This window comes from Cylindrospermum stagnale PCC 7417, assembly GCF_000317535.1.
Taxonomy (GTDB): domain Bacteria; phylum Cyanobacteriota; class Cyanobacteriia; order Cyanobacteriales; family Nostocaceae; genus Cylindrospermum; species Cylindrospermum stagnale.
In genome coordinates this window covers 1,227,760-1,253,249 of record NC_019757.1, presented here as the reverse complement: position 1 = coordinate 1,253,249, position 25,490 = coordinate 1,227,760, and the positions used below count along the sequence as shown (strand labels likewise).

The 25,490-nt window shown below is 43.4% G+C and carries 24 protein-coding genes and 1 pseudogene; 6 read left to right on the top strand and 19 right to left on the bottom strand.

What is annotated here, in order from left to right; all coding sequences use genetic code 11:
• Positions 1–60: 60 nt before the first annotated feature.
• Positions 61–718: pseudogene (locus tag CYLST_RS05185) on the bottom strand (RNA-guided endonuclease InsQ/TnpB family protein); the annotation flags it as partial.
• Between CYLST_RS05185 and CYLST_RS05180 the strand changes: the two are divergent.
• Complete coding sequence (locus CYLST_RS05180) at positions 709–1,104, top strand: aldo/keto reductase (protein WP_342663890.1); 396 nt, start codon at positions 709–711, stop codon at positions 1,102–1,104. The pseudogene CYLST_RS05185 and the gene CYLST_RS05180 sit on opposite strands and share 10 nt — an antisense overlap.
• A 55-nt stretch (positions 1,105–1,159) precedes the next feature.
• Here the strand turns inward: CYLST_RS05180 and CYLST_RS05175 are convergent, their stop codons facing one another.
• The 10 genes from CYLST_RS05175 to CYLST_RS05135 all read right to left on the bottom strand — a co-directional run bounded on the left by CYLST_RS05175 (position 1,160) and on the right by CYLST_RS05135 (position 8,112).
• A complete protein-coding gene (locus tag CYLST_RS05175) occupies positions 1,160–1,711 on the bottom strand; it encodes a hypothetical protein (RefSeq protein ID WP_015206655.1) in 552 nt (183 codons plus the stop codon).
• A gap of 492 nt (positions 1,712–2,203) precedes the next feature.
• A complete protein-coding gene (locus tag CYLST_RS05170) occupies positions 2,204–3,472 on the bottom strand; it encodes an MFS transporter (RefSeq protein ID WP_015206654.1) in 1,269 nt (422 codons plus the stop codon).
• Positions 3,438–3,911: a MarR family winged helix-turn-helix transcriptional regulator gene (locus tag CYLST_RS05165; RefSeq protein WP_015206653.1), complete on the bottom strand. Its 474-nt coding sequence runs from the start codon at positions 3,909–3,911 to the stop codon at positions 3,438–3,440. Before CYLST_RS05165 ends, CYLST_RS05170 begins: the two co-directional genes overlap by 35 nt.
• Before the next feature lie 19 nt (positions 3,912–3,930).
• Entirely contained in the window at positions 3,931–4,785 is an 855-nt protein-coding gene (locus CYLST_RS05160; protein WP_015206652.1) for an ABC transporter permease, read from the bottom strand.
• Complete coding sequence (locus CYLST_RS05155) at positions 4,742–5,596, bottom strand: ATP-binding cassette domain-containing protein (RefSeq protein ID WP_015206651.1); 855 nt, start codon at positions 5,594–5,596, stop codon at positions 4,742–4,744. The genes CYLST_RS05160 and CYLST_RS05155 overlap by 44 nt, the downstream gene beginning before the upstream one ends.
• Before the next feature lie 179 nt (positions 5,597–5,775).
• Complete coding sequence (locus tag CYLST_RS05150) at positions 5,776–6,072, bottom strand: hypothetical protein (protein WP_051056096.1); 297 nt, start codon at positions 6,070–6,072, stop codon at positions 5,776–5,778.
• A gap of 127 nt (positions 6,073–6,199) precedes the next feature.
• Complete coding sequence (locus CYLST_RS05145) at positions 6,200–6,397, bottom strand: DUF2811 domain-containing protein (protein ID WP_015206650.1); 198 nt, start codon at positions 6,395–6,397, stop codon at positions 6,200–6,202.
• Positions 6,398–6,410: 13 nt separating this feature from the next.
• Positions 6,411–6,569, bottom strand: coding sequence for a hypothetical protein (locus CYLST_RS34165; RefSeq protein WP_157162528.1), 159 nt, complete (start codon positions 6,567–6,569; stop codon positions 6,411–6,413).
• Positions 6,570–7,170: 601 nt separating this feature from the next.
• On the bottom strand, positions 7,171–7,821 hold the full coding sequence (hisIE, locus tag CYLST_RS05140; RefSeq protein WP_015206649.1) for a bifunctional phosphoribosyl-AMP cyclohydrolase/phosphoribosyl-ATP diphosphatase HisIE: 651 nt from the start codon (positions 7,819–7,821) through the stop codon (positions 7,171–7,173).
• A 102-nt stretch (positions 7,822–7,923) separates the two neighbouring features.
• Positions 7,924–8,112 (bottom strand): ChaB family protein, encoded by a 189-nt coding sequence (locus CYLST_RS05135; RefSeq protein ID WP_041233443.1) that lies wholly within the window; start codon positions 8,110–8,112, stop codon positions 7,924–7,926.
• A gap of 114 nt (positions 8,113–8,226) precedes the next feature.
• Here CYLST_RS05135 and hemL point away from each other — a divergent pair, with 114 nt between their 5' ends.
• From hemL to CYLST_RS05120, 3 genes are all read left to right on the top strand, one after another.
• Positions 8,227–9,525, top strand: coding sequence for a glutamate-1-semialdehyde 2,1-aminomutase (gene hemL / locus CYLST_RS05130; protein ID WP_015206647.1), 1,299 nt, complete (start codon positions 8,227–8,229; stop codon positions 9,523–9,525).
• 502 nt (positions 9,526–10,027) lie between these two features.
• Complete coding sequence (locus CYLST_RS05125) at positions 10,028–11,665, top strand: serine/threonine-protein kinase (RefSeq protein ID WP_015206646.1); 1,638 nt, start codon at positions 10,028–10,030, stop codon at positions 11,663–11,665.
• 591 nt (positions 11,666–12,256) lie between these two features.
• Positions 12,257–13,672, top strand: coding sequence for a sensor histidine kinase (locus tag CYLST_RS05120; RefSeq protein ID WP_015206645.1), 1,416 nt, complete (start codon positions 12,257–12,259; stop codon positions 13,670–13,672).
• Between the two features lie 395 nt (positions 13,673–14,067).
• On the opposite strand, the gene CYLST_RS05115 is transcribed toward CYLST_RS05120, so the two are convergent.
• Both CYLST_RS05115 and leuS read right to left on the bottom strand, forming a co-directional pair.
• Entirely contained in the window at positions 14,068–15,354 is a 1,287-nt protein-coding gene (locus CYLST_RS05115) for a glycosyl hydrolase family 18 protein (protein ID WP_015206644.1), read from the bottom strand.
• A 900-nt stretch (positions 15,355–16,254) separates the two neighbouring features.
• The gene (leuS, locus tag CYLST_RS05110; protein WP_015206643.1) at positions 16,255–18,861 is read right to left on the bottom strand and encodes a leucine--tRNA ligase; all 2,607 of its coding nucleotides are present in this window, start codon (positions 18,859–18,861) and stop codon (positions 16,255–16,257) included.
• 85 nt (positions 18,862–18,946) lie between these two features.
• On the opposite strand from leuS, the gene CYLST_RS05105 reads away from it, so the two are divergent.
• Positions 18,947–19,402 (top strand): gamma-glutamylcyclotransferase family protein, encoded by a 456-nt coding sequence (locus CYLST_RS05105; protein ID WP_015206642.1) that lies wholly within the window; start codon positions 18,947–18,949, stop codon positions 19,400–19,402.
• Position 19,403: 1 nt separating this feature from the next.
• Here the strand turns inward: CYLST_RS05105 and CYLST_RS05100 are convergent, their stop codons facing one another.
• The 3 genes from CYLST_RS05100 to CYLST_RS35080 form a co-directional block, all read right to left on the bottom strand.
• Positions 19,404–20,021, bottom strand: a complete 618-nt coding sequence (locus CYLST_RS05100) for an anti-sigma factor family protein (protein WP_015206641.1) — start codon at positions 20,019–20,021, stop codon at positions 19,404–19,406.
• Between the two features lie 156 nt (positions 20,022–20,177).
• Positions 20,178–20,834 carry a sigma-70 family RNA polymerase sigma factor gene (locus tag CYLST_RS05095; RefSeq protein ID WP_015206640.1) on the bottom strand — a complete coding sequence of 219 codons (657 nt, stop codon included), beginning with the start codon at positions 20,832–20,834 and terminating at the stop codon, positions 20,178–20,180.
• 595 nt (positions 20,835–21,429) lie between these two features.
• Positions 21,430–21,594, bottom strand: coding sequence for a hypothetical protein (locus CYLST_RS35080; protein WP_015206639.1), 165 nt, complete (start codon positions 21,592–21,594; stop codon positions 21,430–21,432).
• A gap of 316 nt (positions 21,595–21,910) precedes the next feature.
• Here CYLST_RS35080 and CYLST_RS05090 point away from each other — a divergent pair, with 316 nt between their 5' ends.
• Positions 21,911–22,681, top strand: a complete 771-nt coding sequence (locus tag CYLST_RS05090) for a L,D-transpeptidase (RefSeq protein ID WP_015206638.1) — start codon at positions 21,911–21,913, stop codon at positions 22,679–22,681.
• A gap of 64 nt (positions 22,682–22,745) precedes the next feature.
• On the opposite strand, the gene CYLST_RS05085 is transcribed toward CYLST_RS05090, so the two are convergent.
• The 3 genes from CYLST_RS05085 to CYLST_RS05075 form a co-directional block, all read right to left on the bottom strand.
• Positions 22,746–23,291: a late competence development ComFB family protein gene (locus tag CYLST_RS05085; RefSeq protein WP_041232963.1), complete on the bottom strand. Its 546-nt coding sequence runs from the start codon at positions 23,289–23,291 to the stop codon at positions 22,746–22,748.
• A 118-nt stretch (positions 23,292–23,409) separates the two neighbouring features.
• Entirely contained in the window at positions 23,410–24,345 is a 936-nt protein-coding gene (locus CYLST_RS05080; RefSeq protein WP_015206636.1) for a M23 family metallopeptidase, read from the bottom strand.
• An 86-nt stretch (positions 24,346–24,431) separates the two neighbouring features.
• Positions 24,432–25,397 (bottom strand): AEC family transporter, encoded by a 966-nt coding sequence (locus CYLST_RS05075; protein WP_015206635.1) that lies wholly within the window; start codon positions 25,395–25,397, stop codon positions 24,432–24,434.
• Positions 25,398–25,490: the final 93 nt, after the last annotated feature.

Here is a 25,490-nt window from a genome sequence, read left to right as displayed (position 1 = left end):
GACTGGATTTTCTCCTTTTTGAATTATGAAATACGTCAATCTTGGTGACATCTCCCACCACTAAATCGGAGTACCGATTATAGTGGGGGCTTCCAAGACAATCCAGCTACTGCTGAGGAGACTCTTGGCTTTAAAGACGGAATGACCTGCCGCCTTATTTAATATGTTGAGCGCCGCATTATGATCTCGATCCAAATTACATCCACAACTGCAAATATGCTGACGGATGTGCAGCGCTTTTGTAACTTTCACCCCACAGCTAGAACAGTCAAGTGATGTACCCGATGGATTCACAGCAATTACCATCAACCCAGCATTTATGCCTCCGGCACGCTACGCGAACGGCTTTGGTTGTTAGTATTGATAAGAAACTACCCCATCCGGCATCATGCACAGATTTGGCTAGCATAGAACGAGAAAGACCTTTAATATTTAAATCTTCGTGAACGACAACATCATATTTTTTCAGGAGTTTGCTAGCTGTTTTAAAGTGGAAATCTTTTCGCTGATCAGCTATTTTTTTATGGTGTTTTGCCACTTGGCTAATTGCTTTTTTGCGGCGGTTACTTCCTTTTCTCCGACGTGATACACGTTTTTGAATAACCTTTAATCGTTTCTGAGATTTGCGGTAATGCTGAGGGATAGGAACAGCTATTCCCTGAGAGTCAGTCAGAAACTCTTTTAAGCCCAAGTCGATCCCAACAATCGATTCGGGATCAAATATCTCTAGATCAAGGAATTGGCATCATTCCCTGGAGTCCACTAGCGCGGGGTTTTCTGGCTGGAAATCGGCAAAAAGAAGGCTTCGGCGAAACCGTGCGGGCTAAAACCGATGAATTTGCTCATAATCTCTACTACCAAGAGTCGGATTTTCAAATAGTTGATCGCGTTGTGGAATTAGCCCAAAAACGTGGTGTGAAACCAGCACAAATTGCCCTAGCTTGGCTATTGCAGCAACCAGGTGTAACTGCTCCCATCATCGGTGCTAGTAAGATAGAACATCTCAAAGATGCTGTTGAGGCAGTGGATTTGCTGCTTTCTGATGATGAGCGCCAGTTGCTAGAATCACCCTACAAACCCCATCCCATCTTAGGACATCAGTAGAATTAGCAAAAATTGTGGGGTGATAACTTTCATGCTTCTCCCCACAGAAATAACATTAAGTATTGGCGAGTTTGTCTAGGCTAAATTGCCGGGGATTTTCTAGAATAAATCTATTATTTTTTTTTATTAAATCACCTATACAAAATACTGGTGAACGTTCTTGATAAGCTTTAATAGCCAAGATATAATCACAGTCGGCTAGTTCGGTGTGAATTTTCCGCAGTTGATCCACAACAACGCCTAATAAGGTAATTTCTCCCCTTAATTGATTTGGATTAGGCATTTGAATTTGCATGACTACACCCTGAATGGTAATATTGGGGTAAGTAGTGATTAGTTCACTTAAAATATGAATTTGAGAGCGATTTTCTACCTCTTCTAATATCTTGATAGCATCAATAATTCTGGCCGCATAATCATATAAACTTTGCCTCAATGGCAGTAAAATTTCAAATTCACCTTCAGCATATTTTTTATATTTCCAAATAGCTCCAGCACCATCATAAATATGTCCTTTTTTCTGCCAGCCATTACTTTTCAAATATGTCTCTAGAACATTGGGTTCTATAGTTTTCAGAATTTTGCTATCTCGAATAGTAACTTTCACGGCAAACCTCTAAAACGGATGCATTAAATAAAGGCTTGGAGAGACGCTATCACTACTACCAGGTGTACTAGAGCCTGGCTAAGAGACAAGTAGATAAAAGCGTTACTTACCGGATTATTTCGCCAGTATTTTTCTCTCGCCAGATTTTATTTATCTGCATCGAAGGGAACGCTTTCACCCCTCTCCATTTGGTTTATTGCAGTCAAAATATCTTGACATGAATCTTACAGCGTTATCTACCGTAAATGTTCCCGTTTTTTGAGCAATTTTAATTAAGTTATCTTTTATTGTTCTTACACAGAGAATGGTACGACTGTCAAGTTAATTTTTGTAATAGTGATCGCTGTTATGTATAATTTAGGCTATGTGTTAGGTTAGAATAAATAAAATTGCTATAACAATACACCTGTCAAGTTAATTTTTGTAGTGGAGATGTTTTCTCTACGATACGCTGCGAGTAGCTTGCTTCCCCGCAGCGGTATGCTTACGCTTTTACTCCATCTCATGCAACGCCCCTAAATTGCGAATCCCTGACCAAATCGAAGCCACTGCCACTACTACCAAAATCGTCCCAATTCCCCCACCAACAACAGCAGCTACCGGGCCGAACAAAGCCGCAGCCAAGCCTGACTCAAAGCCGCCTAACTCATTTGACGTACTAATAAATACACCATTGATGGCAGCAACCCGACCGCGTAAATTATCGGGAGTCTTGATTTGCACCAAGGTATTGCGAACGATCACGCTAATATTATCAAGTGCGCCACTCAGCACCAACATCAGCAGTGACAGCCAAAACCAACGGGAAAGCCCAAAGATAATTGTTACCACACCGAAGCCTACCACAGCCCAAAGTAAGGCAAGTCCGGCTTTGCGTAAGGGCGGCAGGTATGCCATGACAAATGCCACAATTAGTGCGCCAATAGAGGGAGCTGCTTGTAAATATCCCAACTCCACCGGGCCGACGTGCAAAATATCCTTGGCAAATATGGGTAACAGCGCTGTTGCACCCCCTAACAAGACGGCAAATAAATCTAAGGTAATCGCTGCGAAAATCAACTGATTTTGCCAGACAAATTCAGCACCAGCAGCTAAAGCCTTGATAGAAATTGGCTCTGTGGAACGAATAGTTTTTTGGTCAGCGATCATCAAGATAGAAAGAAAAGATAGCAGCGCTGCCAAAGATGCTAGTAAATATACTCCTGTGGCACTACCTAAATAGGCGATCGCTAATCCTCCCAAAGCAGGCCCAGTGATGGCGGCAATTTGAAAGCTGCTACTATTCCAAGTGGCAGCACTTGTAAAAGCACTCTTAGGTATCAACTGCCACAAAATAGAATCACTGGCAGGTTTATTAAATGCTCTAGCTGCACCCGTTACCAGCAAACAAGCGTACACCAGATAAATTGGTGCTTGGATGTAAGAGAAGAATGCCAACCCTAGGGAAGATAGACCCGATATCAATACCGTGAACATCATGATGCGTTTGCGATCGTATTTATCTGCTAGATGACCAGCAAATAAGGTGAGAGCAATGATTGGGATCACCTGCACCAGACCCACACCACCTAGAACCAGTGCTGAACCCGTGCGCTCATACAATTCCCAGCCCACGGCAATATTTCTGATTTGGAACCCCGTAAACAGGAGTACACGCCCGATAATAAATAGTCGATAGTCTGGAAACCTCAAGGCTGCAAAGGCATCGTGTTTTGCAACCTGAGTATTAGGGAGCTTTGAGTTCCGTTTGCTCGAAGACATTTTTTAGTAAAGCCAATACTTCTTCAATTTGTGAAACCTGCTCTGGTGTCAGACCTTGGAGCAAGTCTGCAATATGAGCGCGAGTTTGATCGAGGGATTGTTGAAGATGATATTTTCCCTCGTCTGTGAGACTGAGAACCACCCGCCGTCGCTCTTGGGGATGATCACAGCGTTGGACAAAGTTGCGTTGTACTAGCCGTTCTGTGGTGCTTGATGCCGTGGCACAAGTCACACCCAGATGCTCTGCCAAGTCAGAAAGAGAAGCACCTGGATTGCGGTTGAGAAAAGCAAGCGATCGCAACTGAGGTATAGATAAAGAAGCAGCACTGTGAGCTCGCATATCCCCACGGATAAATCGCATGATCAATGGAATTGTATCCATTACTCTGGTGGCACATTCAGAGGAAGTTGCACCTTGAGAGGGTTTACCGAGCTTCATGAGATAGTTATGCTCCTGATTACATTGCCACCCGTGGATAAAGTTTTCCACAGATGAGGGTCAAGCCTACTAATGTTAACAAGAGAATTGCACAGTCTAAACCAAAGCCATAGATACTAGTGCCATTCGCTAGCATCGTCCCCCGTAAAGCATCCACCTCATAAGTTAAGGGATTCAAGTGGGAAAGATATTTTAACCAGTTGGGCATTAGTGAAATCGGATAAATGGCATTGCTGGCAAAAAATAACGGCATAGTTAATAGTTGCCCAATTCCCGTCATCCGTTCTCGGGTTTTTACCAAACAGCCAATGATTAAAGAAAAAGTACAAAAACAACCCGCCCCTAAAATTACAATCAGTAGCACTTTGATCATCGCTACAGGATGGAGATTTAGTTTTACACCTAACAGCAGAGCCAATGCGTAAATGATCAATACCTGTGATAAGCACCGGATTCCACAGGCTAGGGATTTGCCCAACACCATTGCTGCACGGGGTGTAGGACTAGCCAGGAATTTATGCACCACCCCTAAATCTCGCTCCCAAATCAGCGTCATCCCGCCAGTGAAAATTGCCACAAACAGCACACTCTGAGCCAGAATGCCAGCAGACATAAAGTCTAAATAGGGTAAGTTCCCTGTAGGAATTGCCCGAGTTTGAGAGAACACTTGCCCAAAAATCAGCAGCCATAACGCCGGTTGCACAGCTCGAATCACTAAATCAGTAGGATCGTGCCGGAGTTTCCGCACTTCCAGTTCAGTAATTACGAGGGTTTTCGTAATTAGTTCATTAATTGCAGAGATCAGATTAGGTCGGCGGGGATGACTGGCTCTAGCCCAACCGTTGAGCATCACGTCTGGTTCTTGCGGTTTCACGGTAGCTGACTCCTGAGGCTAATTGATCGCCTGTGTAGTGAATAAAGACATCGTCCAAAGTTGCGCGAGCCTTACCTAAGGAGGCTTTTAAGTCAGTCGGTGTGCCTGTGATCATCTCCTTACCCTGCTGCATAATCGCCACTCGGTTACACAGAATATCGGCTTCTTCTAAAAAGTGAGTTGTTAAAAATATAGTTGTACCGTACTCCGCACAGAGTTCTTGGACGAGTGTCCATACCTGAGTGCGAGCAATCGGATCTAATCCGACGGTTGGCTCGTCTAGAAACAAAATCTGGGGTTGATGCATAATGGATTCGGCAATTTCCAACTTGCGAATCATCCCACCGGAGTAAGTTCTTACCAAACGATGTGCTACATCCTGCAAACCCATAAAAGTCAGAGCATCACGGATAGAGCGCTCGCGTCGGCTACGAGGAATTTCATATAGCTTGGCAAAAATTAAAAGATTTTCATAACCAGTGAGGCTACCATCAGCCGAAAGAGCTTGAGGCACATAGCCGATAACCCGTCTGACGGCAGTGGATTGATGAGTCACATCATAGCCAGCTAGAGTTGCTTTCCCCCCACTGAGAGGTAGTAGGGTGGTCAACATCTTAATCACAGTACTTTTACCCGCGCCATTGGGGCCGAGCAAGCCAAACACTTCACCCTGTTCTACAGATATGTTTAAGGTATCAACTGCGGTCGCCTTGCCAAAGCGGCGTGTCAATCCCTGGGTTTCCAAAATGACCGCTCTAGGAGTATTAGCAAGTTGTTCTGACAGGTCTGGTTTTCCCGTAAGTCTTGTCACGAGTTCTCTGCACTTCGTATATTTAGATAAGCTAATTATTAGCTTCTCATAATTTACCTAGAAGTCAAGAGTCTGTTTTGGACAAACGCAGCAAAATTTTTAGGACAGGCATCTAGCCTGTCCTCTGGTGGTGGAGATTGAAGCGACGTTGCTAGCAATGTCTCTAGTCCGCTTACCTGTCAATCAAATTTTGAGTATTGTTTAGAAAGGGTAAACTCTTTGCCGGGATAAAGCTTACCTAGATGACGATGGGGGCTAAGTGAGACGAAATAGGCCACAATTGTTTGACCAGGATATACCAAATGAACATCTTCATCTGTGAATAATGTGGCAATCCAATTTTGATCGTCATAACGAAATTCTGGACGCAACCCGCTACTTACAGGACTCTTTCGACCGCCTAATTCAGTCGAAATCAAGTTAACTTCAGTTTCAATATCATATATTTGGGCTAATTTTCTGATGAGGACAAGCAACAAGCCTACTGCTGCACGGTGGTTTCCTCATCAAAGTAAGCCAGTGCGTGGGAAGAGGAAGCCTAAGAAGTGATTCTCGGAATCCTCCGCCATCGCGGTACGTCCTTTGGCAGTGGGAGGATGTTAATTAGCAGTTATGGAACAAAGTTTCTAGATAGACGCGGGCAGCGCGGCGATCGCTATCTCCATTTTGCAGCAAAAACAGCGATAGCGCTGCTGTCAATACTCTGGTTTGATCCCAATCGGGATGTGTCTCTAAATAGTTTTTTAGGGATTCGTGGAGTGTTTCGGGAATTTCTGTAAAGATGTTAACTGTTGCGTTCATAAGATTTTCCTTCTCAGAGGGCAATCAAGAGGGACAAGTTGCTTGCGGTGAGGCAGTCTTGGGCTAACTCACACAGTCCTTCGTCTGCCCGACAATCTGCACCCTTCATCTGAGGTAATTTTACACAGTTGATGCTGACGGTTGAACGGACTATAAAAGCAAGCCGAATCATTGTGCGCTATCAGGGGGTAGGTTTGTCAATGCTGCGAAATGTTAAAAACAACTAGAGCAAAAATAAATGTTTACGAAATAATCAGGCTTAGAGGCGGTTTATTGTTACTTTGCTTAACAAAAACTCAGGTACTGAAGTTCCTGAACTTTGCAAGTGTTAAATCCCCAATAAGCTGGCAAGAGCCTATTTGTTCGTAGACCATCTGTGGAAAACTAATAAAATCCTTGTGGAAACTCTGTGGAATGAGTAAGGAAAAGTTCAGCTAATGATAAGAATTACAAAAACACAATATTTTGCTGATATCTAAGCGCAAAGCGTGTAAGCGTGATACATCCCCACAACCTAAGAGATCAGGATATTAAGGCATCGTAGCCTTACGGCGCTGGGAATGTGAATGGAATACATGTTTGCTAGAGACTTTGCATACAACGTCTCTACAGTCTGGTCTAATCAATCGAAAACTGCTGTGAGAGTCCCTTTAGGGGCATTTCATTAACTGCCCCTGTGGTAAATCAAGGGTTTCGCGTCAATTTGGCGTCAGACCTATTTCTGACAGCCGCTTAATTTGCCATGATAGCGAATTGGCTGACAAGTTTCGCCGTTATCGACGACGTTCTTGCAACTTGCGGTACACCGATTTTAAGTCAACTTGATGGTGGGCTAAGGCTACGAGGGTATGATATAGCAAATCTGCCACTTCAGATGCGATCGCCTCTTCCTCATCATCTTTAAACGCCATTACCACCTCAGCGCTTTCCTCACCGATCTTTTTCAAAATCTTATTGTCACCACCGGCGAATAATTTACAGGTGTAAGAACTTTCATTCGGGTGGTCGCGGCGATCGCATATTACCTCAAACAACTGGGACAATGTATCCCCTGGTGGTGGGGCAATTTTTCCTTCTACTTGATGAAAACAACTGCGCTCACCAGTGTGGCAGGCGATATCTCCTAACTGTTCTACTCCAATGAGTAACGCATCGCTGTCACAGTCATAACGTATGCTCTGGACTTTCTGAATATGCCCAGAAGTCGCCCCTTTGTGCCACAACTCCTGACGCGAACGACTCCAAAACCAAGTTTCTCCTGTTGTCAAAGTCTGTTGTAGCGAATCCCGATTCATCCATGCCATCATCAAGACCGTGCCATCTAGATAATCTTGGACAATTGCCGGCACTAGACCCTGTTGATCGTAGCGGATTTTCTCAACAGGGATGGCGTGATGCAGTGAATGCAGATCGGAAGAAGACATACAGGCTAATTTGCTCGCTTTGAGAATGATTTATGGACTCAAGATACCATTCCGCATCGAGCAACTGGTACATTTTTGGCCATACAACTTTTTGCTTGGCCCCTAAACCAGAGCATTTCTCTCCATAGCGGACTGCATCTTCACAGCACTCAAGGCGACTTTGTGAGCTTTAGCTGCTTCACCATACCAATGAATCGCCGAGTTAAAAGCTGCCCGGTAAAGCTCTTGGGATGCCTCAGATAATCGAATCCGAATGTCTAAAGGCAAGTCTTTATTCGACTTATATGAAATCATAATTGTTATTTTTTTGGTGCGTCTAATTCCACTAGGATAGAAAATCTCAGCAGCTTTTCACCCTATCCTGAGATAGAGCTTTTTTATTTCCCGCTGCTAGGAGAGAGCAAATTGGTAAATACCACAATTAAAACCACAAAATCACAAGAAATCTTCGCCGCTGCCCAAAACCTGATGCCAGGAGGAGTCAGTTCTCCAGTTCGCGCCTTCAAATCGGTCGGCGGACAACCGATTGTTTTCGAGCGCGTTAACGGTGCATACATTTGGGATGTAGATGGCAACCAATACATTGACTATGTCGGCACTTGGGGTCCAGCCATTTGCGGTCATGCTCATCCAGAAGTGATCGCGGCGCTGCATACAGCCTTGTCCAAGGGCACCAGCTTTGGTGCTCCCTCATTCCTAGAAAATGTCTTGGCAGAAATGGTCATTGATGCCGTTCCTAGCATCGAAATGGTCAGATTTGTCAACTCTGGTACAGAAGCTTGTATGGCAGTGTTGCGGCTGATGCGAGCCTTCACCAACCGGGATAAAATCATCAAGTTTGAAGGTTGCTACCACGGACACGCTGATATGTTCCTCGTCAAGGCAGGTTCTGGTGTGGCTACACTCGGCTTACCCGACTCGCCAGGAGTACCGAAAGCAGCAACTAGCGATACTCTAACCGCGCCTTTCAATGACCTAGAAGCAGTTAAAGCCTTATTTGCAGAAAACCGCGACGAAATTGCCGGTGTGATTCTCGAACCAGTTGTCGGCAATGCTGGGTTTATTACTCCCGATGCTGGTTTCCTAGAAGGATTACGGGAACTTACCCACGAACACGGCGCTTTGTTAGTGTTTGACGAAGTAATGACAGGCTTCCGTATTGCCTACGGTGGCGCTCAAGAGAAATTTGGCGTCACCCCCGATTTGACTACTTTGGGTAAGATTATTGGTGGTGGTTTGCCAGTGGGTGCTTATGGTGGCCGCCGCGAAATCATGTCAATGGTTGCCCCCGCAGGCCCTGTATATCAAGCTGGGACTCTTTCTGGTAATCCTCTAGCAATGACTGCTGGGATTAAAACTCTGGAATTGCTGCAAAAACCTGGTACTTACGAGTACTTAGAGCGGATTACGCAGAAATTAGCAGCAGGCTTGGTGCAAATTGCCAAAGACACTGGTCATGCGGCTTGTGGTGGTCACATCAGTGCTATGTTTGGCTTATTTTTCACCTCAGGACCAGTCCATAACTACGAGGATGCCAAAAAATCTGATACAGCTAAGTTTGGGCGCTTCCATCGCGGCATGTTAGAGCGCGGTATTTACTTAGCACCATCTCAGTTTGAGGCTGGATTTTCCTCCTTGGCACACACTGAGGAAGATATTGAGCAGACTTTAGCAGTTGCACGGGATGTACTGTCTAGCCTGTAACCAATAGAGTACTGAGTCGAAAGTGCTGAGTCCTGACTAAACACAGTGCCTGCGGTGCAGCTTCCTGACTGTGTTCTTCTCCTGCTAAGGACTCAGCATTTCTTACGCTGATCTATCGGCAATGGGGTTACTGCCGTCATCGCTTTCTCTAATTACTGTTGAGCACACAGGAATTAACCGTGCCTGTCGTAGCCAAAGTAAAATAAATGAAATTACTTAGTTTTATACTATAAATTGTGACTTTATTGTAAAATAAACATGTATAAAAGGTTATAAATTACCTTATGTCTATAAGTGAGATAATAGTCGAGAAAGTGACGGTTAAGTTAGCTATGGCCAAGATGATTGGTTTACTAAAGCTTTAAGTAACTTCAGTATAGCTTTAGGAATTCTTCAAAGGATTCCAGCAAAAATTACCTGGTGAAAATTGATTTTCCTCTAAATAATGTAAAGAGAGTGAAATTCTCCCCTATTTATTATTCGTGCAGCGAGTTGACAGTGCATGAGCTACTGCTTAAACCCTACCTGTCTTAATCCAGAAAATTTGGCACAAAGCCAAAGGTGCCAATCTTGTGGCTCGCAACTACTATTGCGCGATCGCTATCGGGTAATCGAACCATTAGGTCAGGGTGGCTTTGGAGCAACCTTCTTAGCCAATGATCAAGTTTTACCAGGAGAACCGAGTTGTGTGATCAAGCAACTACGTCCCTCTGGAACTGCCCCTCATATTTTGCAGATGGCGCGGGAACTATTTGAGAGAGAAGCCAAAACCCTCGGTAAAATTGGCAATCATCCCCAAATACCAAGGTTGCTAGATTATTTTGAAGAACAGGAACAATTTTACTTAGTTCAGGAATACATCAGCGGTTCAACCCTCCAGCAGGAGGTAAAACAACATGGCAATTATAGCGAAGCTGGGGTGAAGCAATTCTTAAGCGAGATCATGCCATTGCTGCAATACATCCACGAGCTAAAGGTGATTCACCGTGATATCAAACCAGCTAACTTGATTCGCCGCGATCAAGACGCCAGAATGGTACTCATCGACTTTGGCGCCGTTAAAAACCAAGTTAGTCAAGGTGCGAACCAATCGGGACAGACAGCATTAACTGCCTATGCGATCGGCACTCCTGGTTTTGCGCCTCCAGAGCAAATGGCTATGCGTCCAGTCTATGCCAGCGATATCTACGCAGTGGGGGTGACATGCATTTATCTCCTGACTGGCAAAACTCCTAAAGATTTGGAATACAATCCCACAACGGGTGAAATGATGTGGGAGCAGATGGTGCATGTGAGTGAGCACCTGAGCAACGTGTTGAGAAAAATGTTGGAGGTGTCAGTACGCAATCGCTATCGTTCTGCCGAAGAAGTACTTAGGGCCTTAGAAATAGAACCATACCTCGAAAGTTTGGCCAAGGGTTTGCTAGTTAAATCTGATACTCCTGTTAAAGAGCCACCTAACAACCGCCTGGAAAATTCGGCTATCTTATGGAATCACCCTACACCTACACCCACATCTGGGACTAATACCAGTGCCAGCGTGGCCCAGGTAGCAGCAGCAATTCGAGCCAGAAGAGCCAAGGCAGCAGAAGCAGCTGGATTGCAAGCAACGGGAATGCACCAGAAATCTGCGATCGCCAAATCTACAACTTTACCTAACAGCAACAGCAACGGTAATGGTTCACAAACTCAAACCTCTAAAGTTGAACGTAAATTAGATACCCAAGGTCTACTCACAGCCTATCTGAAAGGCAGACGGGATTTTGCCCTACACAATTTAAATTTACTAAACCTGTCAGGTGCTGACCTATCAGAAACCAATTTCCATTCCGCTCAATTGCAGAAAACTAATCTCCAAGGAGCTAATCTCCAGAATAGCGACTTTGGCAGAGCTAGTCTCACTAGAGCAAATCTCAAGGATGCTAATTTGAATAAAGCCTATTTCAACCATACTGATTTAGAAGGCGCAGACCTGCGAGGTGCAGACCTCAGCTACGCTTATCTCAGCAATGCCAATCTCCGGGGAGCTAATTTATGTGGTGCAAATCTTACTGGTGCCAAGGTTTCTGATGAGCAGCTAGCACTAGCTAAAACCAACTGGATGACAATACGCCCTAATGGTAAACGTGGTTTGCTATGATTTGAAACTTGAAATCGATATATACATTCTATCAATTAAAAACCCTAAATCCAAAAACCCAGACCTTAACCATAGGTGACCTATACCTTAACTATAAGTGACCAATTACAGCAGTATTTATTTGTATAATAAGCTAGACTCTTGCAACATTAAGTCAGACTAAAATCTTATGTAACAAGTCCATTAATCTGAAAGTATCTGTAAGAGCAAGTTGCTTTTGTCAATGAAAAAATATGCTTCAAATACCTGATAAATTGAATTGGGACTAAATAGTGAACAAGCTCTGTCACTATTCGTATAAATTCCAATTTTCCAAGATTTATAGTAATCTCAAGGTTCTTCAGCTATTTATTTCCAGCCATTTTCATTTGTATGCTGTAGGTAGAGATAAGTAGTGTGAAACAAAAAATAAAATATTTATCCAACAAGTCCATTCATCTAAGAAAAATGCTGTAAGCAGTCAATATTATCAGGATTTAATGGGCATTTCAGCGATATTTATTTTTATAAATTTATCTAAATATTGAGAACTATCGTCCTAAAAAAGACTGTAGTATTAATTGTTTACTTATGTCAATAAGGGTGGCAACAATGTCAAAAAAAGAAAAGAAAGTAAAGAAATCAAAAAAAGTAAAGAAATCAAAAAAGTTATTAATTTCTAATTTGAACTTGCAATTAGAGTCAACTTTGCAAGAATTACCACTTTGGCAGATTCAAATTGAGATAGAACGCCCAGGAAATGACTTGACCATACTGTTTGAACAAGAGCCTTTACTACCAGGAATTATCTTGACAAAAGAACAGGACTTTGTGGGGATGATTTCACGGCAGAAATTTTTTCAGCATATGAGTAGTCCCTATAGCTTGGCACTATTTTCTATGCGACCTATTGAAAATCTTTATAACAGTATCGAGCCAGAAATATTTATACTTCCTGAGGATATGCTAATTGTGGAAGCTACTCAGGTAGCATTGCTGCGATCGCCCCAACTGTTCTATGAACCAATTATCGTGGAAACTAAGTCTCGAAAACATAGGCTAATTGATTTCCATGAGTTACTCCTGTCCTACTCCCAAATTTATGTTTTAACACTAACTCAGCTACAGAAGGTAGAAGAACAATCTAAAGCAGCCAGCGCCGGTTTTCGTGACCTTCAACAAAACTATGCCCGATTAGTACAGAATGAGAAAATGGCAGCCTTAGGTCAGCTAATTGCAGGCATTGCACATGAAATTAACAACCCTGTAAATTTTATTACTGGTAATATTGTTCATGCTATCAATTACAGTCAGAACCTAATTGAACTCAATGGGCTGTACCAAAAGCATTATCCCGATCCAGTATCAGAAATTAAAAAATTTACAGATCAAATTGAACTAGAGTTTTTAATCGGTGACTTTCCCAATCTCCTAGCTTCTATAAAAATTGGCTGCGATCGCATTCAGGAAATCATCCTCTCCTTGCGAAATTTCTCTCGTCTTGATGAATCTGAGAAAAAAACAGTTGACATCCATGCAGGTATTGAAAGTACCTTGCTAATTTTACAAAGCCGCCTCAAAAATCACCAAAAAAATCAAGAAAGCATCACTATCATTAAAGAATATAAACACCTCCCCCTAGTAGAGTGCTACCCTGGCCTACTCAATCAGGTGTTTATGAATATTATGGCAAATGCTATTGATGCTCTCTCTGAGTCTTCTGAGTTCTCAGTTTTGAATTGTGAGTCAACTTCTTTAACTCAAAACTCTCCCGCAATTTGCATTCGTACTGAACTCACTGATGACAACGAAGTAATTATTCGGATTGCAGATAATGGACCGGGAATTCCAGAGAGTGTACAAAAGCAATTATTTGACCCATTCTTTACCACCAAACCCATCGGGAAAGGAACTGGCTTGGGATTATCTATCAGCTATCAAATTGTTGTAGAAAAACACGGTGGAGAACTTCACTGCGTATCTGTTCCCGGAAAAGGAACTGAATTCATCATTAAAATTCCCATATGAACCACCCCGACCTGCTACGCTGACACTGATTGCAATTTCCCCTGAATTACAGCAGTTTTCGATTGATTAAACCACACTATAGAAACGTTGCATACATTAAATAAGCAAATCAACGCATTATTCAGATAAACGATCCATTCGCAGTCGGGTAACTGGAGCGCTTTAAGTGGGAATAAATCTTGTCTCAGTAATGCGTTCAAGATATCCAGCTACTTCCAAATTAGACCAGCCAGAAACCACTTCTGAGCGGAGTAAAAAGCCTGTTAACTGTGTGTCTATTCTAATCATCTATAGCCATTGGTAATGACTGCAAACAGCTTAAAACCCTGTGAACGGTAGTTTTGCATTTACAGGGTTTCAACCTTTAGGTAAAAATAGCTTTTATTGAGTTAGATTTACCTGTTTCTTTGGGATGTGCCTGCTGGTTCTAGTTTACGACCTGTCCCCGATGTAATAGTAAAGGCTTTTGAGTTACCCAAAATTTCTTTGCATTTTCTAATTAGAGGATACTCACTATTCCTAAAATCGTCTAGACCGATTGCCCAAATCATTGCGCCTGCCAAATCTTTCTCAATTAAGTAATTAGTTTTATGCTCAATTGATTCTTCATCGTCGTAAGAAACCCAGTCACCTGTACTGCTGTTGTAGGCATAGGGAGTCAGGGTTGGTTCATGCCACTCTCTGATCAAACTACCACTTGAAATATTATCCTTAATTTCAAAATAGGCAAGAAATCCTGATTCTTGTGTTTTCGGGCCTGCAGTACCCCCTCCATTAAAAGGCTTTCCTGGGCCATTATCACTCTGAGTAAGTGGAACGGTAACATGAAAAGTCCGACCGTAAGTTGGCAGACCCAGCACAATTTTTTCAGATGGAACTCCACCGTTTAGGTAATTTTCAACAGTGTTTTTGACAGAAAAATTAGTATCGGGATTAGAATCTTGTCGTAGCGGCGCTTGAACTGCGGTAATTGCAGGAACATCGAATGCACCATGATAATCATACGCCATTATGTTTACCCAGTCTAAGTGATTTGTACACTCAGCAAGCCATTCAAAGTAACTTTGAGGATTACTATGCCATTGAGCTGATACTCCTGATGGAACAATAGCGGCTGCTGCTATTGTTAAAAGAAGTTTTGGTTGCCTCGAATCACTATTAATTGCTTGACGGAATTCTTGAAGAAGGGTGACAAAATTAGCGAAATCTTCCTCCGTTCCTCCTCTGGTAAGGTCTCCAGGATATTCCCAGTCAAGGTCAATTCCATCAAACCCGTATTGGTGGGCGTAGTCGATAGCAGAGGAGATAAATTCTTGCCTTTTATCGCTAGAACTTACCATTTCGCTAAAAAGATGAAGTGAAATAGCGCCTATATCCGCATTTGCAGGATCGTTAAAGCTCCATCCGCCAATTGACAATAACGTCTTGAGTTCAGGGTTACTTTGTTTCAATGCTTGGAGTTCTGGATACAATTGTGTTTGATCGTTCCACTCAACTGGTTCGATTTTATAGTTACCAGTCAAGTATGGTGGTTGTGGGTTAGTAAGACTGCGACTACGAAAGCCAAAAAACCCAAAGGCAAAGTTGATATGGGTAAATAATGAGGGATCAATGTCTCTAGGGAAAAACCCTCTTGAATATTGTGCCCAATTTTCATAATAACCAACAATTTTGTATGCCATCTTTACTTCCTCTCTTTTGTATTTTGATAGACATCAAAAAACCTCTTGCAAAAGTCAAAAAATCAGAAATGTTATTTTGAGTGGAACGCAGTGAAGAGAAGAATATCAATAGATGTTTGCCTCCTCTCAACATGAAAATTTAAGCATTTATACAAGAGATTTAAAGCTAATATTACTTGTATTCAAACCCAATGACAATCAATAATTTATTAGGATTTATTAATTCTCTGATTAAATAAAATTTATCCTCTTATACAGCGCTTCCTGCTGTTATGAAGTACAGTCTCTCCCCCTCCACACTCCCTCCTTTTCGACCCTTTCAGCACTAAATATGTACCTCACAATAGCGAGAAGTGCTGTAGTTCGGTTTTGGTGAAGCTGCACTCAGTTATATTCCTCTTCGGTTAAACGGCAGAATTCAGGATGCTACACACCGACAAATTTTTCTTAATTTTTGGCATGAAATCCTACTTAGTGCTGTTCCAGGCGCGCTCGCCAACAATACAATTACAGTAGACCTATTAGCATAAATTAAAAACCGAGGTTTGATCACCTCTTCTATGCTAAAGAATAAGACTAACTAAATTTTCAGAACTAAATTGACTAGATATTGAAGCCTGAAAGCTAGATTTTGTAAATATTTACGCTTCTTAAAATATAGTGAAATACCCAAAAGCTTTAATTAAATTACAATACCCTAAAAATTTAGGCTCTCGTTATAAAATTTCCTATATGGCAAATTCTCAATCTTCCAGACATGAAAAAAGTATTAAAGCGTATTTACTTATCAAGTAATTCAAGTTAAAGCTTTAAATTGAAGCAGCAAATAGCAAAAGTTACCTTTGAAACCAGGAAGACACGGCAACATCAAAGCTTCAATTATCGCCGTGTCACCAACTCTTAGCCGACTACAAAATTCACCAACTTACCAGGCACCACAATCACCTTTTTAATTTCTTTACCCTCGATGTAACGCTGGGCAATTTCTGACTCACGGGCGTATTTCTCTAATGCCGCTTTATCTGCTTGTGATGGTACTTGAATCGAACCGCGAGTTTTGCCCATAATTTGAATTACCAAAGTGATTTCATCAGCCACCAACGCAGCAGAGTCAAAAGCCGGCCAAGTTTGCTTATGCACTGAACCCTGGTTACCAAATAACTGCCACAGTTCATCAGCAATGTGTGGCGCAAACGGTGCCAGCAAAACCACCAAAGTCTGAATACCTTCTGCATAAATTGGTGAATTTTTGCAATTAGCATCAGTTAGGGCGTTACTTAATTTCATCAATTCTGAAATAGCTGTGTTGAATTGATAGTCGTCCTCCACGTCTTCCGTAACTGCTTGGATAGCAGAGTGAATTGCCCGTCGCAAGTCTTTTTCCGGTTTAGTTAAATTGTCGAGTTGGGCTTGCTTACGAGATACACCAGCGGCGATATAATCAGTCACCAAGCGCCAGACCCGATTTAAGAAACGGAATTGCCCTTCTACATCCGCTTCATCCCATTCCAGGTCTTTTTCCGGTGGTGCTTTGAATAAGATAAACATTCGCGCTGTGTCTATACCATATTTGCCAATTACATCTTCTGGCGCAACACCGTTGCCCTTTGACTTGGACATAGTAGCGTACAGGCGTTGCAGTGGTTCACCTGTTTGAGGATCACGGGGATCAGCAGCGTTAACAAGATGAGAAGGTATCCATTTATCCTTACCGCCCTTGTTGGGGTTTAGGTAAGTTAAACCCTGTACCATACCTTGAGTCAATAGGCGTTGGAATGGTTCATCAAAATTCAACAAACCTCTATCGCGCAGTACCTTAGTAAAGAACCGGGAATACAACAAATGCAAAATCGCGTGTTCAATGCCCCCCACGTACTGATCTACAGGCATCCAGTCATTAGTTGTACTGGCATCAAAAATCTGCTGTTCATTCTTAGCATCAGGAAAACGTAAAAAATACCACGAGGAATCAATAAAGGTATCCATCGTGTCAGTTTCCCGCTTGGCAGGTGTGCCACAAGTCGGACAAGGAACATTCACCCAGCTTTCTAACTGCGTCAAGGGTGAACCGCCACGTCCAGTAAATTCCACATCTTCCGGCAACTCTACGGGCAAATCTTTGTCAGGAACAGGCACTATCCCACAATTGGGGCAGTGAATCACAGGTATCGGTGCACCCCAGTAGCGTTGCCGGGAAATCAACCAATCCCGGAGGCGGTATTGTACCCGGAGTTTGCCAAAACCTTGTTCTTCAGCATATTTAACTATTGCTTGCTTGGCATCTGTGGCAGTCATGCCACTGAAGGAACCAGAATTAATCAAAATTCCCGGTTCTGTGTAGGCATTATCATAATCAATCATGATCAGCGGTAGATTTTTTTGTTGGAAATCCACATCTGCCACCGCATCTGGTGGGACAATCACAAACTCAATCGGCAGGTTATAGTTATTGGCAAACTTGAAATCTCGGACATCATGGGCAGGTACACCCATCACTGCCCCAGTACCATATTCATATAGTACGTAATCAGCAATCCAGATGGGCACTTCTTCCCCTGTAAAGGGGTTAATTGCCACCCCACCTGTGGGGATACCCCGCTTGGGTTTATCTTCAGCAGTACGTTCTAATTCGCTTTGATTGGCAACTTCCTGAATAAAGGCTTCTACCGCTGCTTGCTGTTCTTTGGCAGTGACGCGCTTCGTTAAGGGATGTTCTGGCGCTAACACCAGGTAGCTGACACCAAAAACTGTATCTGGGCGTGTCGTGTAAACGCCGATTTTCTCATCCAAGCCGATGATGGGAAATTCTAGATATGCGCCAGTGGATTTACCTATCCAGTTAGCCTGCATCAATTTGACTCGTTCGGGCCAACCTGTCAATTTTTCCAGGTCATTCAGCAATTCTTCGGCGTAGTCGGTAATCTTTAAAAACCACTGCCGCAAGAGTTTGCGCTCAACTTTTGCCCCACTGCGCCAAGAACGTCCTTCGTTATCAACTTGCTCGTTTGCTAGTACGGTTTGGTCAATGGGGTCCCAGTTGACTGCTGCTTCTTTTTGATAAGCTAACCCTGCTTGCAAAAATTGCAAGAAAATCCATTGTGTCCATTTGTAATAGTCTGGTGAACAGGTGGCGATTTCGCTCTCCCAGTCAATTGATAAGCCGAGACGCTGCAATTGCTGCCGCATTTGGGCAATATTTTGATAAGTCCACTTTGCTGGGGGGACTCCTCGATCAATTGCGGCGTTTTCCGCTGGTAGTCCAAAGGCATCCCAACCCATTGGGTGCAGTACCCGATACCCCTGCATGCGCTTGAGGCGGGCAATCACATCGGTAATGGTATAGTTACGGACGTGCCCCATGTGCAGGCTGCCGGATGGGTAGGGGAACATGGATAGAGCGTAGAATTTTGGCTTGTTACTTTCTGTAGGTGTCTTATCTAAGCCAAGTGAGACCCATGTTTTTTGCCATTTTTCCTCAATCGCTGCTGGGTTATATCGGGACTCCACAGAAAATTCTCCTACTGGATCTGTACTCGTGTCTGCCTCAATATTGTAGGTGCTAGGCAAAGGAATCAGATAGTTAAAACAAGTTATGGCTGAATCAAAAATAAAATTTCCTGGAGAAGTGCGGGTTTTTGTTTACGGTACGCTCAAACCAGGTGAAGCTAATTATCAAAAATACTGTGCAGGTAAGGTGAAAGTTGCTCAAAGAGGTTTTGCATTAGGCGAATTGTTTGCCTTGCCGATGGGTTACCCAGCGATGACCCTAGGGGAGGGCCAAGTTCAGGGACATTTGCTCTCTTTTGCGGACTTAGGGATTTTAAAAGAGTTAGATGATCTGGAAGGCTATCACCCCTCTCGACAAACACCAGAAAATCTCTATAATCGTCAATACATAGAGATTTTCAAGATACAAGGTCTATGCCTAAGTTGGGCTTGGGCTTACTTTATGACTCCTGAGCAAGTTATTCAATTAGGAGGTGTCCCCCAATCTGATGGCTGGTGGAGTGGCTGCGGCATAAGAGCAAATCGCTGTTACGAAGTATGAACTAGTTGATATTTTTCAAGGTGCTTTGCGGTTGGGGCTGTGCCTGATTCGCTGGTTTTTGCGGCGAGGCTACTGCTGTTTTCGGAATTTCAATTACTGGGTTATTTAAGGCCACCATCAGCGGCGAAACAGGGACTACAGGTGTTGTCGTCGCTGGTTTTGGTTCTATTTGCGGTTGTTGCGCCAATTGCAGCGTTCTAGACTCACTACCTGGTAGTAAGCTAGTGACAGCGCCGAGCGCACAAGCGGCAATGGCGACACCGCCAAACATCCAGGTTAACTGGGAACGGCGGCGTAAACGTGCCCATACTTGCTGAAATGTTGTTTCTGGTGACTGTTGGGCTGCTGGTACTGGCAGAGTTTGCACACTTTGCCGTAGCTTTAACAGTCGCGCATACAATCGTTGAACTGAGGCATCTTTTGCCAGCCATTCTTCTACTTGCCTGCGTTCGGCAGCTGTAACCTCGCCATCGAGGTAAGCACTTAATAACTCAAAGCGATCGCGCTTCACCATATCCATAGTACCCGTTGATTCATTGGTATGCTTATCCGTCCCATCTGGTAAATCTCTAAGAAGTTGCGAGTGGGAAAGGTTGTGAAACTGAGAATCAGTGGTCATTTTAACATTATTACCAATTCATACACGGGTCAACGCAGCCCAGAAAGTTGAGAAATTAATCAATTTTTCTCTTAATGGCAGAAATCATTGGCATTTTGCTCACAATTCTTAATATTTTTTAAATTCTGCCAATGAGTAGACGGCAGATACCCTAAACTAGGTATCTAGATAATTTTGCAACTGGGCTTGCAATCTGGATCTAGCTCTGGCTATTCTCGACTTGACAGTTCCCAGGGAAACACCAGTAATTTCGGCAATTTCTTCATATGCCATACCTTCGATTTCTCTGAGGACAATAGTAGTACGGAATACCTCTGGCAAATCCGCGATCGCCTCCCGCAGTTGCTCGTAAAATTCTCTAGTTGTTAGTTCTTCCTCAGGTCCGGGAGTATCCCCAGCAATTTCCCAATCCATTTCGCCGTCATCTACCGAGCGGGGAGCATCAAGCGACAAGGGGCTGACAACCCGCTTGCGTTTCCGCAACTCATCGTAAAACAAGTTGGTGGCAATACGGCTTAACCAGCCTCTAAATTTGGCAGGCTCTTGTAATCGGTTAATATTCCGATACACACGAATCCAAACTTCTTGAGCTAAATCGGCTCTGTCAGCCCAATCTGGAGCCAGGTGATATAAAACCCTATCAACTTGAGTCTGATAGCGGCGCAACAGTTCTGCAAACGCAGCACGATCTGGGCGCAGTCCTGTTTGACAGCGTAAAATTAAATCGTGATTGGACAGTTTGTCAACTTGCACCGATGCTTCTGGGTACCTTGCATCAACCGTTGACCAGGATACAGTAATCGATTGACTCATAGATCGTACTGGCTTTAAATGATCCCTATCTATTAGACCTGCTAATTGCTAGGAAGTTCCTAAGTGAAGTGACGGATTTATGACTGGAACACCGAGGTATATAAATATGGGTACATTTTTAGAAACCGGCATCGCTACTTTCTGGTTCTATCGCTAGAACAATCGTCATTTCGGCTAGCCGCGAACAGTCCGCAGGGAACTCGCAATCTTACGTACAATTGTGCTACTTGAGATAACTGACCATATACCATTGACAAAAAGCAGGACTTATGCTGTTTGAAAGCAGATAATTTGGTATTTTTGACCGAGATGAGAAATTGGGTCTTGGGAAGATATAAAGGAGGAACGAATTCAATAATTAATTCCCCCTCGTGCTGCTGATCCCCCAATCCCTAGCCCCAGTCCCTTGGGAAAAACCTGTCCTTTCATTGGCGGTTCCAATGCTAGTTAGCGGCTTTGACAATCTCGTTTTCACTCAATATCCTGGGTGATGCCGCCCTGAAGTGCCGAACCTACGCATCTAACGAATAGATTTTGGATTCTGACCGCCAATGAAAGGATAACTTTAATGAAACCCCAATTGGGTCTGCTGTAGCTAATAAGACTGTGATTTTTGTGGTTTTGTTACTAAAATAGTTACTGATTTTTCTTTTTTTTGTTGGTAATTAGAACCAGTATTAGTTTGATTGGGTATGCGAACTTGAAAAAATAAATTGAGGGAAAATGTAATTGTGACTGCCAGCAATAGTTTTTCCAACATGGTCTTTCTCCCACACCCACACCATTAATGATCAATTGCTGCATTTTGAGAGTACCAAAGATAAATCCCCTAGTTGGCTTCCAACCTAGTCGCGGAGCTGCTTGTTGTCAGATATCGGAACTTCGGAGGATGACTGAGGCTTCTGATGGCGAGTTTTCCAACTGGGCAAGTGCCAATAACACTAGTCTGCCTAGGGTGAACAGCAGATTCATGAAGAAACTGATAAGTATTTATAAATTTTTGATAATTGAATGTTTTGCGACTTCCAATTAGTCAGGTGGATATGTCAGGGATAATCAATCAATAGGCGATAACAATGGCAAGAAACGAATCTGTAGCGCGTATGGTGATGTTGCTCTGTTTTGGCACAGCAATTTTATCTCTGGCTGTCCATTGGCAGATTAAGGCAACGCCAGGGCGGTCGGAGCAAGCTACATCAAGTGTGTTGAGGCAAAATTCTCCCCGAACCTACTCTACAGGAAGCTCGACCGTCGGTCTAGGGGAAACTGCGCTGGGCGCTTCTGTACCCTCTTCTCGACTAAAGTCTTCTGCTATAAAGCCTGATTCTAAGTTGGAGATGGTGAAAAACGCAGCTAGTGCAACTGACGCCCCAAAAAAGATGCGGCTGGTGACGCCAGGACAAATACAGAATCCGGGAGATGGGGAGCAACGGAAATCATCCGGTGGACTGGCATCTGGTAAGACTCAAGTGGTAGTTGTTTTAAGCGATCGCCGTGTTTATGTTTACCGCTATAATGAGGTGATAGCTAGCTACCCAATTGCTGTGGGCAAGAAGGGTTGGGAAACGCCTACAGGTACGTTTGAGGTCATGCATATGCAACACCACCCTATTTGGCGTCACCCGATTACTGGCAAAGTATTTGAGGCAGGGACAAATAGTCCTTTGGGAGATCGGTGGGTTGGGTTTTGGTCAGATGGACGGAATGAAATTGGCTTTCACGGCACCCCTGATATTGACCTAGTGGGGGCGGCTGTGTCTCATGGTTGCTTAAGAATGCGTAATGCTGATGTCCGCTCGTTGTACGACAAAGTGAGTTTAGGGACACCAGTTTTGGTGCGTGATTGATTTTGTCATTAGTCATTAGTGCGTTGTCGATTGTTTCTACTGACTAATGACTACTGACCAATGACTAAAATTCTGATTTTTGCTCAAAATTAGGCGCGTAGACTTGGAGTAAGGTACTGACTTGGCGCAGAACTTCATTGCCAGTGCTTTTACCTAAAGCTTGCCGTTCTGGGAAGAAATTGGGTCGATCCAAGTAACGGTCAATTGCCTCACCTACTTGCTGGGAAATCAATTCTTGAAGTTCTGTTTTAGCGCGTTGCCGCTGGTAGTTAGCACCTTCCTCTGTAGTAGCATACAGAGGTAGCAGACGGTTGAGGGCGTAAGCAGCAATATCTCCCACATCGAGAGAGCTTTCACTGGTGGCTTCAATTTCTGCTATTCGGGCGATCGCTTCAGTCAGTACCAGTTCTTCCATCACGTTGATAAATTGTTTGCGAGGTACCGCCACTACCTCACCTGTCAATAGCGCCCCCATCAGTCGGTCTAGCGCCATGTACTCTTCAATTGACAGATCCGAAGCGTTATCACAGATTCGCCCGACTTCCGCTTCCATTGCTGGTGTCAGATAACCATCCTGGAGAGCTTGTTCTACAATTTTTTCAATACTCATAACGCTCATTATCTTTAAGCCACCTAAGCAGGGTAGTGACGGTAGCAACCAGTTTATTTTGCCTAATTATCGGCAGATCATACAACTTAATTCACAAATGCGATCAATTTTTTTTCTACTAATCAACAACTTTATTTTGCCAAGGTATGGGGTCAACAGATAGTCCGTTGACATATAAACCCCAGTGCAAATGAGGTCCAGTAGAAGCACCTGTGGAACCAACTGCGCCAATTAATTGACCAGCTTTCACCAAATCGCCTTCTTTGACATTAATGCGACTTAGGTGCATAAAAATGCTGGTTACCCCTTGACCGTGATCAATGCCAACTACGTTACCATGAACTCGGAACCCTTGGGATACCCTGCCTACCATTGCAACTCGCCCTGCGGCTGGGGCAACTACGGCTGAACCGGCTGCACCAGCATAGTCAACGCCACGATGGTAGTAGTCATTTGCAAATTTACCATTATAGTAGCGACGCACACCATAGATTGTACTCATCCGGCCTTTATTTGGTTTCAGGAACAGACCATTCCAGTATTTTTGTGGTGTTTGTAAGGCTTTAAAGGCTGCTACACGGTTAAGTTCAAGCTCTGTGGCTTGTAATCCAGATTTTCCTGGTGGTAGATTAATACGTTGTATGGGGAATTTGCGATCGCGCACTTGCACAGACAAGTTTTGCTCTTGACCGTCGCCAAAAACTTTAAATTTTCTTATACCCGCTTTTTCTAGTGGAGTTGTTGGCACTAAGGCCCGGTACTGATTGGGCGAAACTTCAAATGCTGGGTAGGTTTTTTCACCGATAGTTACTCTGGGAGGGCGATCATTTCCTGGGGTATCTAGATTAATCTCAACCGACAACGTATCTCCTAACCGAGGAGTAGTTGGAGTTACCTGAACTTGTAAAGCGTCTACAGGTAAGGCCAAGGTAACGGGGATGGCGGCAAATATACCCATTAACATATTTGTTGCTCGGTGATTTAGAGTTAAATATTTGACTCTAAAACACTGCGACTTATTTTTTGGATTAATAACTTCAGTTTCGTTAGTCATAGACCTGCAAAAAAATCTCTTACTGCTTTTGAAAAACAGACTAACTTATTATCTTTGGTGTTTCCTAAGAAAAGAGGTAGATTCATTTAGCTAAACCAAGTAAGCCAGAGAGGGAGTGCCAAAAATAACCCCACAAAGGTCAAGGCAATGCTGGTAGCTAACAAATTCCGATCTAGGTCATAAACTTCCGCCAAAATCAATACGGAAAGCCCTGTGGGTGTTCCAGACATCAACACCAGTACTAAACGCTGTTCGCCAATCACACCTAAATAAGTTGCACCTAATCCTACTAGCATCGGCACAATGAAGACTTTAATGACGCTGGCAATTGTGGCGATTTCCAGACTTGGCCATCCTTTCATTCTTCCTAGTCGCAAACCAACTAGCAATAAAGCAAAGGCAATTACTACCCAAACAGCTTGTTCTAAACCTGACTCCACTACTGCGGGTAATTCTACAAATTGGGTATTTAAGCCAATGAAAAATGTCCACAGGCTGGGGACAGTGATTAGATCCCACAACTGTGTCCACCAATAATTTTTAGCTTCTCTTTTGCCAAAATAACTAGCGATTAAAACAGCAATTCCATAAGTGCCGACAACGTTGTTGGTAACGCTAAATAATACTGCCCAGTCAGTGTTTTCAGGGCTAGTTAGCACTTGTGTGAGTGTCAATCCCACAAAGCCTGTGTTACCTAAAATTGTTGCCAGAATAAAACTGCCCAAACTTGCCCGCGCTGGCGAGTTTAGCAAATCTAGACTTACCTCTTCTGGCTGGATTTTTCGACTCATTAACCATTGCCACCCCCACCAAGTTAACAGCGCGAGAATCAGACTCAGTAATAATACTGCCACTGCTATCCCAGGTATTAGTCCGCCATTAGATGAGTTAGTATGACGCGCTAGTACCAGAAGTTGCAGTGGCACGCCCACCCAGTAAAGGGACTGCCCCAGCAGCTTGAGAAAGCTATCTGAGGCGAACCGAGATAATAATAGTCCTAAGCCTATCCAAGTAAACAGAGGGGTGTAGGCATGGAATAGGGTTTCAATCATGGTGAGGTGACATCAGCACTCAGCTATCAGCAGGATTACTGTAACAGACTTGTCAGCTTGATTACTTTAAAATTCCGAAACCTGTTGACACTT